We start from the raw sequence: 12,977 nt of genomic DNA, 5'->3' as shown, positions 1-12,977 counted from the left end.
TTAATGTGTTTCTCCAGCTCTTGCCTGAATATCCTTTTCATTTGATACAATTGCCTCAATTGCGGCAGTTAAGCCCCTGACAATCAAATCCAGACTCATGCTTGGTGTATTTGCCTTATCAAGTACCTGTTCCGGAAGGAAAGGAATATGTATAAAGCCTGAACGCATTGCTGGAAATTCTTTTTCCGCAAGATAGCGAACCCCATAGAGCACATGATTGCAGACAAAGGTACCTGCTGTATAAGAAATCGCTGCCGGTACATTAGCCGCCTTCATAGCAGCTGTCATTGCCTTGACAGGCACCGTAGCGAAATACGCATTCTCGCCATCCTCGTAAATCTTCTCACCGGAAGGCTGATACCCTTCATTATCCTTAATGCGGGCCTCATTCAAATTAATACCGACATATTCCACGCTGATTGCACTGCGGCCGCCAGCCTGACCAATCGACAGTACCACATCCGGCTGATACTCTCTGACAGCCTTTTCAATCACCGCCAGCGATTTATTAAATACTGTTGGAATTTCCAGCTTAATGATTTCAGCACCGCCGATTTCATCAGCCAATAGCTTCACTGATTCAATAGCCGGATTAATCTTTTCACCGCCAAACGGATCAAAGCCAGTTACTAATAGTTTCATAAATGACCTCCTTTAAAAACCTAATACAAGCATTAAAATCACATGGACAACAATCATTGTCAATGCCATTGGCAGCTGTGCCTTGATTACCGCGTATTTACTCTTTGTTTCAAGTACCGCGCTTGGCACAATATTGAAATTCGCCGCCATCGGTGTCATTAGTGTACCGCAGAAACCAGCCGTTAAACCTAAAGCGCCGATCATTGCCGGATCACCGCCCTGCTGAATGACAAACGGAATTCCGATGCCCACGGTAATTACTGAAAAGGCCGCGAAGCCATTGCCCATAATCATCGTGAAAACCACCATGCCGACGACATAAATAATAACGCCAATTAAAATATTACCCTCAGGTATAATACCGCCGATTGCATTCGCAATAACAGTACCGACACCTGCCGATGTAAACACCGCACCTAACGCGGCTAATAGCTGCGGCAGCAATGAACTTCCGCCCACCTGCATCAAAAGCCGGGTTGAATCCTCTGCGGTTTCCTTATTCTTCGGATGAAGCAGCAGCATACCGCTGACTAATGCCGCAATACTTGCAACACCGATAGCAACCGCACTTGGAATAGCGAAGCTCTCGCCCTGCCAAGGTATTTTTATCGTTGACAGCAGCATTGCCACAACGCCGATCATCAAGGCAGGCAGGAAAATCAAATTGCCGACTTTTTCACTCGACATTTTCTTAAACTGCGGATCAGCCTCAGTGAATTTGCCCATGCGTACTTGTTTTGTCGCTGAGAGCACACCCATCGCCAATAGCAGTGCGCCGACTAATTCGGATGGCAATATCTTACCCAAAATGAAAATTAAACCGAGAATCAGCCAAAACAGAAAAGTCCCTATACGCGCCTGTTCATTCTTTAAACCGCGAAACGCCGTCACAACGGAAACAAGACCGCATAATACAAAGACGATTTCGGTCGCAATATTTAAAAATTCATTCATTACATCATCCCATCCCTTCTGATTTTCTTATCCGCAAAATGGAACTGAATCAAAGCCAGAACAAACATGATCACCGCTACCGGAATGGAATTCAGCGCGATTGACTGAAGCGTAACCTCATAACCCGCTTCAATTAAAACACCCTGAATCAGCAAAACGCCGCTGGCGCCATAGAAGCAATTCTGACCAAAGAAATTACCATAGTTTTCAGCTGCCGCCGCCAAGCCCTTCACAAAATCTGTTTCCTTCTCGGTAAACAGTGAACCCTTGCATTTCTCACCGGCTGCTTCTGCCATCGGATAGATCAAAGGTCTGACAAATTGCACATGGCCGCCTAAACGAACTGAAAAGGCCGCCGCAATCGTACGAATCAGCAAATAGATGGCCAATACCTTGCCAGCGGTCGCCTTCTTGATCTGTCCGATCAAATAGGCGGCTCGCTCCTTCAAGCCGTATCGCTCTAAAACAGCGATGATTGGGAAGCTGATTAAAAAGATTGACATCAGGCGATTGCTGACAAAAGAATCACCGATAATTCTCAATATTTCAACAAAAGACATCCCTGAAACTAATCCGGTTACAAGTCCGGAAATCAATACGACAGCCAATACATCAAGCTTTAATGCAAAGCCTGCCACAATGATAACAATACCTATTAATTTAATTGCATCACCCATAATTAAACCTCCTGTTGCTCTAGTATAACATAAAGAAACACTTTTTGAAAAGTGTTTCCCTTAGTGTAATTTTTTACAGCTTATAATAATGAAATTTCATTCTTTGCCTCTTCACTATAACGGCTGATCCGTATTTTATGAGAAGCATAAAGCATCAGCATGATTGATACGATCAGAATCAGCGCACAGCAAACAATAATACTTGTCTTTTCTAAATGGAAATGCATGCCCATCGGTTTAAACATAAACGTATAAAGCAGACCATTTACAATCAGACTCAAAATGATCGATGACATTAGAATCTTTAAGCCATAGAAGATCAATTCACTGAAAATCATCCTGCGGACAGAACGCATTCGAAGACCCAGCATGCGATACAGCACAAATTCACGCCGGCGGTACTCAAAGTTAACACTTGAGATATTAAATACCGCTACCATACCCATTAATGCAATCAGAATAATATAGCCATACATCATGATTTCAAGCAATGCCTTGATCGTCTTTGTTTCCAGCTGGCGGGCGACTGCGTTAATGACCTCAAAGGTATCTACTCCCTCACCCTGCGGCAGCATATTCAGCATTCCCTCAAGCGCGTTAGGATTGCTGCTCTTAAAGAAGACTGTGAAATGTTCCTCATAAGAGCCGACACTTTTTAATTCAGCAATGACCTGCTGCATCATCGCGTCAGAGATAATCATCTGCGGCGTATCCTGCATCGTAAGCCCCGGCAGCTGAGCATGGGTAGAAATAACCTCAAGCTTATCAAAGAGCTTTATATCCGATGGATACAGGCTATAAATATTATTGATGCGGTCAGCATCCGCTATTTCAACGATTTTACGATTATCCGCGTCATATGCCTGATTATACAGGATACCTACCGGCCGATCCAAATTCTTGATAATTTCAAGATTTCTTGCCAGACTATTGCGTTTGATATAGTAATCAAGCACATCATCACTATATGAAATCAGCGTAAAAGTCACGGTCTCATCAATATTATATAATGCCTTAAACTCATCGCTGAACGCGCTTAGATCATTACTTGTCACGTTAACCATTTCCGCTACCAGCATTCTTGAGTATCCATCGCTGAGCTTTAAGCGGGTAATCAGTCTAGTTGGATATTTATCATTCATAATGACTGCCTTAACATCATAACCGGCATCATCGATATTGAGAAACACGCCCTGACGCATATAATCAAATACGGTCTGTGTTGTAATAAACAATGCCATGACACTGCTCAGCAGAAAGATGATTTTACGATAAGGCTTATGATTCTGTTTCAGATGCTTCAGTGTTAATTTATTATCGATGCTTAAAAATCTATTTTGAAGATCAAGATACGGCTTACGTTCTTCATCAACCTCATCGTTGGATAATAGCGTGGATCGAATCGATTTGCGGCTTGTTTTTTTGGCCGCTAAACGCATTGAACAGAAGGAGAAGAACAAGGCAGCCCCACCGCTTAGCAGCATCAGCTGCCATGTATAATGAAAATTAAGCTGGACGGCACTCACAACGATCCGCTTCAGCAGCTGATTCACCACATAAAAGGTGCCGCTTGTGAAACCATAGCCGGCTAAAAGCCCCATCGGCAAAGCTAGACCAAGAATCACAATACCCTCATAGACGATCATCATGCGAATCTGATGACCGGTAGCGCCAATACTCTTAAAGATTGCCAGATGCTTTTCACGATTCAGATACGCATTCGCAAAGCTGCTGAAAATCAATTCACCGGCAATAACTAAAAAGAACAGCAGGAAGAAAACAATCAGCACCAGCATCTGAAATGAAATCAAACGCTCATTAAACACATTATTATATTTAAGTAATGTATCATTATAGCTGAAAGCCGCATATTCACCCTTAAACAGCTGACTCAATGATCCAGTTACCTGATAAGTATCTTTAATATCCTTATAAAGCAGATAAATATCCATCGGCAGATCCGCATTCTCATCATAAGCGGTAATGACTGAATAGAAAGGATTATCATAATCAAAATTGGGAGTTTCAAATACACCGACTACCTCATAGCTGCCGCTGTGCAGCGGTAAAAACTGTTCATTATCCTCAATCGGCGCCGCTTCATCAAGCTTATTGCCCGCTTCACTAACTCGCTCACCAAGGTTTAAAACCACCTGTAAGCCCGGTACCATTTTAATCTTTCCCTCATACTGCAAAGACTGTGAAACAATGATTTCATTGCTGTTTCTAGGCAGCCGGCCCTCAACCAGATCAATATCCAGATTCTGCATCGCCGAGGATGAAAAACCAAGCAGACGCAGATAAGCCTTCTGTTTATTCATTGAATCGCTGAGATAGGAAACGCCATAATGCTGAACCTTCATTTCCTCCTCAATTTTCATATTCATATCAAGATAAGAGGCAAAGTTCTGATTCACATCGGTAAAAACAGCATGATAATTCCCCGTTGAACGGACAAGGCTTTCATTTATACTCACATAGATGGAAGTCATAATCGCCGACATTGAAAAAATCATCGCGGCAGCCAGTGCGATACTGGCAATCGATAAGGCTGTACGATGCCGGTTTTCCTTTAGATACTTCTTTATATAAACGTTCAGAATATTCATGAAGCCTACTTGTCCTCTTTAATCTCACCGGCATTCATTTCAAAAATCCGGTCAGCCTGCATTGCAATATTCATATCATGCGTAATTAAAAGAATCGTCGTATTGGTTCGTTTATTAGCCAGTTTCAGCAAATCGACGATCTCTCTTGAATTCATGCTGTCCAAGTTTCCAGTCGGCTCATCAGCCAATACCAAAGTCGGATGATGAATCAATGAACGCGCAATGGCAACCCGCTGCTGCTGGCCGCCGGAAAGCTGTGAGGGATAGTATTCCATGATTTTATCGATATTTAATGATGTGATGATCTGATTTAAATAACTCTGTTCAACCTCTTTATTATCCAGCAATAATGGCAGCAGGATATTTTCACGGATGTTTAATGTCGGCACTAGATTATAAAACTGATAGATCATGCCGATTTGGCGGCGTCGGAAAATAGTCAGCTGATCCTCACTCAGATTATACAGACTGGTCCGATCAATCGAAACCGAGCCGGAAGTCGGCGGCTCCAGACCGCCAAGAATATGCAGCAGCGTTGATTTGCCTGAACCGGAAGGTCCGACAATCGCCACAAATTCTCCCTTTTTAACAGTAAAGCTAATATCTTTCAGGACTACCGAAGGCTGTTTATTACCGAATACTTTTGAAATATGCGATACTTTTAATATTTCCATTACGTCACCTACTTCTTATAAAAACGAATCGAGAATGAAGTACCCTGATTCAATACAGACTGAACACTGATCGTACCATCCTGACCGGTTATGATTGAATAAGCCATGGCTAAACCGATACCGACACTTTCCTTGCTGACTGTCGAACAGCGGTAGAAACGATCAAAGATAAAAGGCAGATCCTTAGCATCAATACCGACACCATTATCCGATAAAACAAACTCTGTATACATTACCGTATCAAAAACCTCAGCCTTCAGAATACCGCCCTGCGGTGTATGTTCACTGCAGTTCTTCAAGATATTAACAAAAGCCTCACAGGTCCAGTTGACATCCGTTTCAATCAGCGGATTATCACCGCTGACCAAATATTGCTGATCCTTTGTTTCAATCATCATATAAACCGGCTCAATCGCCTTACGCAATAAATCATGGGCATGAATCTGATCCTTCTTAAACTCAATCGTCTTCGCATCCAGCTTAGACAGCTTCAGCAGCGAGGATACTAACCATTCAATCCGCTTCAGCTGTGATTTGATCACCCGTAAAAATTCCTTGCGTTCTTCCTTAGTCAATTCATCACTGTCTAATAGATCTGACATTAAAAGCATCGAGGTAAGCGGCGTTTTAAGCTGATGAGATATATCCGCCAGATTATTCGCCAGCAGCATTTTATCCTGCTTCAGCAATTCATTCTGCTCCTTCATCATCACAGTAACCTTATAAATATCATTTTTAAGCGAACTTAAAGTACCCTCATCATTATCAATGATATCTAAAGCATAATCTTTATTTAATAATCGATTGATATATTCTGAGATATTAATTAATGAATTATCCATTCGTTTCAGATAAAAGTAAAAGATAAAAAAGACCGCGAAGCAGAAAAGCGCAATTAAAACCAGAAAAATCGATACGATATAAAGCTGCGCTTCACGATAATTGCCAACAATATTACCGCTTGCGAAATCCATTCCGTATTTCTGAAAGATTTCTTCTCCCAATTCACTGGTAGACAGATGTTCACTTTGAAACAGCTTAATAACTTCACTCTGAGCATCTGGATATTTCTCAGCGATCAAGCCGATAATCTCCGCATTTCTGCGGATCTGCTGGCGTTCGATGAAATTGACTGACTTCGATGCCAGAAAAAAAACCATACCTACCGTAATCGTCAAGGCCAGCACAAGCAGAATCAAGGTCTGGCGCAGGCGGCGGTCTTTCATTTTATTCACGGCTGATACCACGATATCCGATACCGCGGATTGTTTCAATCAGCTTCGGGTTCTGCGGGTCATCTTCAATCTTTTCACGCAGCCGCTTGATATAAACGGTCAGTGTATTGTCATTGATAAAATCACCGCCGATATCCCAAATGCTGTCCAGCAGCTCTTCACGTTTCAGGATTTCATTTTTACGGGTAGCTAACGTCATCAATAGACGATATTCCATGGCCGATAGAAAAACCTCCTGATTCTTCTTATAAACCTTGCCCTTTAATGAATAAATTTTTAAATCACCTAATGAAATAATTTTTTCCTGATCCGGATTTTGGTTCTTGCGGCGCAAAACAGCCTTCACTCTGGACATCAGTTCTTTAAGGCCAAACGGCTTCGTGATGTAGTCATCACCGCCCATATCCAAACCAAATACAATATCATTTTCATCATCTCTGGCAGTCAGAAAAATAACCGCTGGTGAACCAACTGATTTGGCATATTCACAGACTTCAAAGCCGTTGCCGTCAGGCAGGCCCAGATCAAGAATCAGACAGTCATAGCTGTTTCTTGAAAGCAGCTCCTTAGCCTGTGCGCAGTTTTTCGCTACCATGACTTCAAAGCCTTCCTTTTTAAAAGAATACTCACAGCCTAAAGCGATGGTTTCATCATCTTCGACAATTAATAATTTACTCATAGATATCCCTCATTTCTCATCTCTATGTGTCATTATAACATAAATAAAACATGAATAAATGACTGGTTTGTAACAAGAAAATGATTTCCTTCAATCCTTAAGGAAAATCATGCCATCAATGATGACACCCAGCTGCCTTTCTCGCGGCGCTGTTCCTTCCTGTATTTCAATGTCTCTCTCTTTCTACCTATCGGTATTGGAGTCGCACCCGAGCAAATCCATACAGGAATTCTTTTTATCAGTTCAATGATTTCCATCAAGTAAACAGCCTTTTCTTCTAGTTTGGGTCTATTCACTTTGATTCATTGAACTGATTTTTTTATGTTATCTGAATAATGCTAATATGGCGGTTAGCTGACATTCTTTAATACTCGCTTTTCCTATTTTTTTACCAACCGATGCCCATTGCTCTGCTTGTGTTTGCTTTTCTTTTACGAACACTCGATATTCTCTTAAGATCTTCTCTTTATATCCGATCCCCTTTCTTGCAATTACATAACTCGCTGCCTGATGCACACTCATTCCCTTATCCCGTACATACTTTAATTTTCCAATCAGTGACGTATACGCTGGATCTACTTTAATCACTTCTATTCCTTCATAGACTGCTTTTCGTTCGATGGCTTCACTGATTTGTGCATAAGCAAATTCACTCAGCATTCGATTCAGTCCTTTTGGCTGATAACGCTGTTTCCGCTTTTTATCACTAAAGTCCAAGGCTTCCATCACTAATGGTTTATGAGTATGTACACATTCATGAATGATCTTGCTCGCTGTTTCCGCAATCTCATGCTTTCGCTGATTCCTTGTCTTTCCCTTTAACTTCATCGACAGGATCTGCTGTCTGCACAGATTGCCTTGCCGATCGATGTGGGCAACCGCGATATGATCCACATTGATATCGATACCGATACTGCCTTCTTCCTTTTTGGTCATGATCATTTTTGGTTCCACCTCAATGATCGCTTTGATAATGAAATATTCACCATGGTCATAGAGTTCATAAGCTACGGCTTTACCAGCGGTATTATGCGGTAATCTGACTGCTCTTTCTAATTTCTCTGCATGATGATAAAACTGGATCGGTAAATGAACCTCTTTCTCTGTGCCTCGATAAACCATGATTCCGGATTCAAGATGATATTTGAAGAGGTTATTACTGTATTTTCCCTGCCGTCTGCCAGGTATCAGCATTCGTTTTCTTCGCTCATACCGATAAGCTTCAAGATTTTTATGCAGCTTCTTCCTTGAACCAAAGCAAGCGGCTCTCACACCTAAGTTCAAATGATTCAGTTTATCCGTTTCCCGGTTTAATTTAAAGGTCAGCAACCCGATTCTATGTTTTAGCTGTTTGATATTCGGATTAACGATCTGTACCTCATACAAATAGTCTGCTTCACTAGTTTCATGTTCCTTGCTTTTTTGAATCAATTGTTCTTTATGCTTCTGCCAGTTCTGTAAAGACTTGTTTTCCTTACAAATCTTCTCTTTGATTCTTTCAATCCGTTTAGTACATTCTTTCTTCAATCGCTGATTGATTTCGATATTACTTTTAAGCAGAGCTCTGGCTTCATGTATTGCAGATGAAGGAAAATAATCATTCGTACCATATTTTGCTTTTAGTTGTTTTTGTAAAGAGACTGCATCCTTGACACCATGAAAACAAGTTAAATAGAGTTTCTTATAAGCTGTATGAAGCATAGAGTTATACAGGATCAAATCCTTCTTAATACAACTCGCATCTTCTTCGGATAACTCTTTATAATAGAAACGATTTGAATAAGATAAACACTTCATTGATGTTCCCCTACCCTTGAACAAAAAAGCATCCACTGAGATTCGATTGATACAAAGGAAACTAGGTGATGCTTAGGTTGAATTTAATGATTAAATATATGTTTTTTATTACTTATAGTATACCATATTTACACGATAATTTCATCAAGTTTTATCATTTTTTAGATCACTTTTCATAATGAGATATTGGTGATTTGATGCTTGAAAATGAAATTTCCTATATAATAAAAAAGACACTGAATGATTCAGTGCCTGTATTTTAGAATTGATAAACCATTTCCCCGTTGATGAATGTATAATTTACATTCGTCAAGGTATTAAATATATTGCCGTCACTGACTACGATATCAGCATCCTTCCCAGCAGTTAATGAACCGACACGATCCGCGATACCTAAGATTTCCGCTGGATTGATCGTGATAGCTTTTAAAGCTTCCATTTCAGCCAAGCCCTTCTTGCAGGCCAGTCCGGCACACAGCGGCAGATATTCCTGAGGAATTACCGGTGCGTCAGTAATTAAAGCAATTTTAACACCGGCTTTATTTAAGATACCGGCAGTCGCGAAAGTAAGATTTTTTAATTCAAACTTTGACTTATCAGTTAATGACGGTCCGACAAAAGCCGGGAAGCCGCTTGCTTTTACCTCATCGACAATCAGATGACCCTCTGTGCAATGATCCAGCGTCATCAGCACATCAAATTCACGGGCAATCCGCAGGGCGGTGAGAATATCGTCAGCACGGTGAGCATGCGTTTTTAAAGGGATTTTCTTTTCAAGAACCGGAATCATCGCCTCCAACTTCATATCATAAGCCGGCTGCTTGCTTATATCATCACCAGCCAATGCTTTTTTAGCCATATATTCCTTGGTCTTCATTAATGTTTCACGCAGATAAGCGGCAGTCTGCATCCTTGTCTTAATCTTATTATCACTGTATACACGCTTAGGATTTTCACCAAAAGCACATTTCATCGCCGCCATTGGATTGATTACCATTTTATCAATCACATGTCCATTCGTTTTCCAGATGGCAAAGGTTCCGCCGATCACATTCGCGCTGCCCGGCCCGGAACATACCGTCGTAACACCGCCGCAAGCCGCGTTATGAATTGTCTCATCCATCGGATTCAGCGCGTCGATAGCACGTACATGCGGAGTCAGAGGATCACTCATTTCATTTACATCATCACCTTCAAAACGAATGCTTGATTCCTGCATTCCCAAATGCGAATGACCGTCAATAAAACCAGGATAAATATTCTTGCCAGTACAGTCGATAACCTCACAGCCATCCGCTGACAAATCTTTGCCGACGGCGACAATTTTGCCTTGGTCAAACTTTACATCACCGACAAACACACCGGCTTCGTCCATTGTATAAACGGTTCCGTTTTTAAGTAAAATCATACTGCTACCTCCTCAGCCTTATCAGGCATTCTGTCAATAATTTCTACTTTTACTTTACGATACATGACTATATTATAAATCGTCGCGATCAATTCCGCAATCGGGAATGCGAGCCAGCCGACATAGGCGCCAAACAGCTTAAAGAGCAGCCATGATAAAGGCAGCAGCAAGCCCAGCTGACGCAGGATGGAAGTAATCATCGTAATTGAAGCTCGTTCCAATGACTGAAAGACCGGTGAAAGCGAAATGCTGATTGCCGCGATTGGGAAAGCAAGACTTAAAATCCGCAGGGATACAATGCCCAGCGCCATAATTTCTCCCTCAGCGGAGAAGATTGCCATCAGCTGTTCAGGAAAGAGCTGGAATACAGCTAAAGCAATCAATGTATAGCCAAGTGCCAGATTGGTTGCGAAGCGCCGTGCCTGCATAAAGCGGCTTTTGATCTGAGCACCGTAATTGAAGCTCAGGATCGGCAAGACACCCTGATTCATACCAAACAAAGGCATAAACGCAAAGCTTTGCAGCTTGAAATAGATACCCATAACCGTGATCGCTGCGTCACCAAACTGTGATAAAATCAAGTTCATGCCGGTAACCATAACTGAACCTACCGCCTGCATAACCGCGGAAGGCAGGCCGATGCGAATAATATTGGTCAAAATAGAAGGTCTGAATTTAAAGGTGCGCAATGAAATCGGCAGTTTATCCCTTTTGCGGTACAGCAGAAATAATGCCAGCAGCAATGACAGAAATTGGCCGATGACCGTCGCATAAGCAGCTCCCGCTACATGCAGTGCAGGACAGCCAAACAAACCAAAGATCATAATTGGGTCTAAGATACAGTTAGCAATCGCCCCTGTCAGCTGCACATACATCGATGAAACCATATCCCCGGTTCCCTGAAGAATTGAGATAATGCTTTGCGCAAGCATCTGTGAGAATGAGAAAATCAATACGATCTTCGTATAAGCAATGCCAGATGTAATGACAGCTGGATCGCTGGTGAACAGCGGTATGTATAAATCAACGGCAAACAACCCCAGCAGCAATAAAATCAGATACAGACACATAGTCAGCACCAATCCATGTTCTGCGGTATTAATCGCGTCTTCCTCATTGTGAGCGCCAAGATTTCTTGATACGCATGAGTTGATACCTACCCCGATACCAACCGATAATGCGACAATGATCATTTGGATTGGGAAAGCGAGTGAAACAGCTGTCAAGCCGCTTAATGTATCCTTCGCTACAAAGTATGAATCGACAATGTTATATAAAGCCTGCACCGTCATTGCCAGGATTGCAGGCAGTGACATATTTAAAACTAATTTAGGTATAGGCATGGTAGCCATTTTATTACTTTTTGTATTCATTAAATTCCTCCCTTTTGAAAACGTAAGCGATATGAACAATGCTGACAAAGCTTACGTTTAATTGTACCACTTTTCAGCTCATCAAGCATAGCAGCATTTGCTTTATTTGTTACAATATCCGAAAAAGATGTTTGAAAAACATTTCCCATTGATTCAATGCCTTGACTATCAAGACAGCAGGGCACTACTGTGCCATCACATAAAATGCCGCACATCTGACGCCAGCCTAGACAGCGGCCGGTATCGGAAACATAGGGATTGGCAAGATCAGGCCATTGAAATACCTCATCAAATTGAAGAAACACCTGCTTCATCAGTTTTATTGACTGACGACGCTCACCGGCATTGATGGCTGTCTGAAATTCATTTTCAAAAAATCCCATTGCTTGCTTTGTTTCGGCAGACGGCTCATCACCGCGCATATTCCATAAGCGCAAAGAAACGTATTTATCAGCATCACTGAGCCTACGTGCGGCGTCACTGATACTTTTCAAGTAAGCCAGCTGCTCTGATTCACTATGCTGTGCAAAGCTATGAACGGAGATATTAATCTGCCGCAGATTGTGTGCTTCACATAATCCGTTCAGGCACCTGTCAATCAAGGTGGCATTGGTTGTCAGCTGCACAAACAAGCCGGCAGCCTCTGCCAGCTTCATAAAGTCAAACAGCTGGGGATGAAGCAGCGGCTCACCAAGAACATGCAGATAGATCATGCTTGTATAAGGCTTGATTTCATTAATGACATGACTGAATTCATCGATGGTCATAAAATGCTGAGGCCGTTTATTTTGGATACAGAATGAGCAATGCATATTGCAGACATTAGTAATTTCCACATAAATCTTTTTAAACCGCATACTGCCCTCCTCCAACAAAAAAAAGACCCAATGAAGGGTCGATCACCTGGCAGCTAGTTATCTTCACGGGAG

General features: G+C 41.8%; 11 protein-coding genes. All 11 read right to left on the bottom strand.

Annotated elements, in window-relative coordinates:
* The 11 genes from pcp to DWZ33_RS17110 all read right to left on the bottom strand — a co-directional run bounded on the left by pcp (position 1) and on the right by DWZ33_RS17110 (position 12,905).
* The gene (gene pcp / locus DWZ33_RS17160; protein ID WP_118456175.1) at positions 1–642 is read right to left on the bottom strand and encodes a pyroglutamyl-peptidase I; all 642 of its coding nucleotides are present in this window, start codon (positions 640–642) and stop codon (positions 1–3) included.
* Between the two features lie 12 nt (positions 643–654).
* On the bottom strand, positions 655–1,596 hold the full coding sequence (locus DWZ33_RS17155; RefSeq protein ID WP_118456174.1) for a DUF979 domain-containing protein: 942 nt from the start codon (positions 1,594–1,596) through the stop codon (positions 655–657).
* Complete coding sequence (locus DWZ33_RS17150) at positions 1,596–2,273, bottom strand: DUF969 domain-containing protein (protein ID WP_022939461.1); 678 nt, start codon at positions 2,271–2,273, stop codon at positions 1,596–1,598. Before DWZ33_RS17150 ends, DWZ33_RS17155 begins: the two co-directional genes overlap by 1 nt.
* 80 nt (positions 2,274–2,353) lie before the next feature.
* Positions 2,354–4,882 carry an ABC transporter permease gene (locus DWZ33_RS17145; RefSeq protein WP_118456172.1) on the bottom strand — a complete coding sequence of 843 codons (2,529 nt, stop codon included), beginning with the start codon at positions 4,880–4,882 and terminating at the stop codon, positions 2,354–2,356.
* A gap of 5 nt (positions 4,883–4,887) precedes the next feature.
* Positions 4,888–5,556 carry an ABC transporter ATP-binding protein gene (locus DWZ33_RS17140; protein WP_022939459.1) on the bottom strand — a complete coding sequence of 223 codons (669 nt, stop codon included), beginning with the start codon at positions 5,554–5,556 and terminating at the stop codon, positions 4,888–4,890.
* A gap of 8 nt (positions 5,557–5,564) precedes the next feature.
* Positions 5,565–6,782: a sensor histidine kinase gene (locus tag DWZ33_RS17135; RefSeq protein ID WP_244925890.1), complete on the bottom strand. Its 1,218-nt coding sequence runs from the start codon at positions 6,780–6,782 to the stop codon at positions 5,565–5,567.
* Between the two features lies 1 nt (position 6,783).
* Positions 6,784–7,470 carry a response regulator transcription factor gene (locus tag DWZ33_RS17130; RefSeq protein WP_022939457.1) on the bottom strand — a complete coding sequence of 229 codons (687 nt, stop codon included), beginning with the start codon at positions 7,468–7,470 and terminating at the stop codon, positions 6,784–6,786.
* Positions 7,471–7,794: 324 nt separating this feature from the next.
* Entirely contained in the window at positions 7,795–9,267 is a 1,473-nt protein-coding gene (locus tag DWZ33_RS17125) for an IS200/IS605 family accessory protein TnpB-related protein (protein ID WP_118456168.1), read from the bottom strand.
* Between the two features lie 259 nt (positions 9,268–9,526).
* Positions 9,527–10,675 carry an amidohydrolase gene (locus tag DWZ33_RS17120; protein ID WP_420841423.1) on the bottom strand — a complete coding sequence of 383 codons (1,149 nt, stop codon included), beginning with the start codon at positions 10,673–10,675 and terminating at the stop codon, positions 9,527–9,529.
* Positions 10,672–12,048 carry an MATE family efflux transporter gene (locus DWZ33_RS17115; RefSeq protein ID WP_118456167.1) on the bottom strand — a complete coding sequence of 459 codons (1,377 nt, stop codon included), beginning with the start codon at positions 12,046–12,048 and terminating at the stop codon, positions 10,672–10,674. The genes DWZ33_RS17120 and DWZ33_RS17115 overlap by 4 nt, the downstream gene beginning before the upstream one ends.
* Positions 12,048–12,905, bottom strand: coding sequence for a radical SAM/SPASM domain-containing protein (locus DWZ33_RS17110; protein WP_118456165.1), 858 nt, complete (start codon positions 12,903–12,905; stop codon positions 12,048–12,050). Before DWZ33_RS17110 ends, DWZ33_RS17115 begins: the two co-directional genes overlap by 1 nt.
* Between the last annotated feature and the right edge of the window lie 72 nt (positions 12,906–12,977).

Origin of the sequence: Dielma fastidiosa, from assembly GCF_003475485.1 — a bacterium.
In the GTDB taxonomy this organism is placed as follows: domain Bacteria; phylum Bacillota_I; class Bacilli_A; order Erysipelotrichales; family Erysipelotrichaceae; genus Dielma; species Dielma fastidiosa.
Note: the sequence above shows the minus strand (reverse complement) of the source record. Positions and strands in the feature narration are given on the sequence as shown.

Bases quoted from the DNA above. Each gene is read 5' to 3' on its own strand.
- pcp (WP_118456175.1), bottom strand. From the start codon at position 642: ATGAAACTATTAGTAACTGGCTTTGATCCGTTTGGCGGTGAAAAGATT.
- DWZ33_RS17155 (WP_118456174.1), bottom strand. From the start codon at position 1,596: ATGAATGAATTTTTAAATATTGCGACCGAAATCGTCTTTGTATTATGC.
- DWZ33_RS17150 (WP_022939461.1), bottom strand. From the start codon at position 2,273: ATGGGTGATGCAATTAAATTAATAGGTATTGTTATCATTGTGGCAGGC.
- DWZ33_RS17145 (WP_118456172.1), bottom strand. From the start codon at position 4,882: ATGAATATTCTGAACGTTTATATAAAGAAGTATCTAAAGGAAAACCGG.
- DWZ33_RS17140 (WP_022939459.1), bottom strand. From the start codon at position 5,556: ATGGAAATATTAAAAGTATCGCATATTTCAAAAGTATTCGGTAATAAA.
- DWZ33_RS17135 (WP_244925890.1), bottom strand. From the start codon at position 6,782: ATGAAAGACCGCCGCCTGCGCCAGACCTTGATTCTGCTTGTGCTGGCC.
- DWZ33_RS17130 (WP_022939457.1), bottom strand. From the start codon at position 7,470: ATGAGTAAATTATTAATTGTCGAAGATGATGAAACCATCGCTTTAGGC.
- DWZ33_RS17125 (WP_118456168.1), bottom strand. From the start codon at position 9,267: ATGAAGTGTTTATCTTATTCAAATCGTTTCTATTATAAAGAGTTATCC.
- DWZ33_RS17120 (WP_420841423.1), bottom strand. From the start codon at position 10,675: ATGATTTTACTTAAAAACGGAACCGTTTATACAATGGACGAAGCCGGT.
- DWZ33_RS17115 (WP_118456167.1), bottom strand. From the start codon at position 12,048: ATGAATACAAAAAGTAATAAAATGGCTACCATGCCTATACCTAAATTA.
- DWZ33_RS17110 (WP_118456165.1), bottom strand. From the start codon at position 12,905: ATGCGGTTTAAAAAGATTTATGTGGAAATTACTAATGTCTGCAATATG.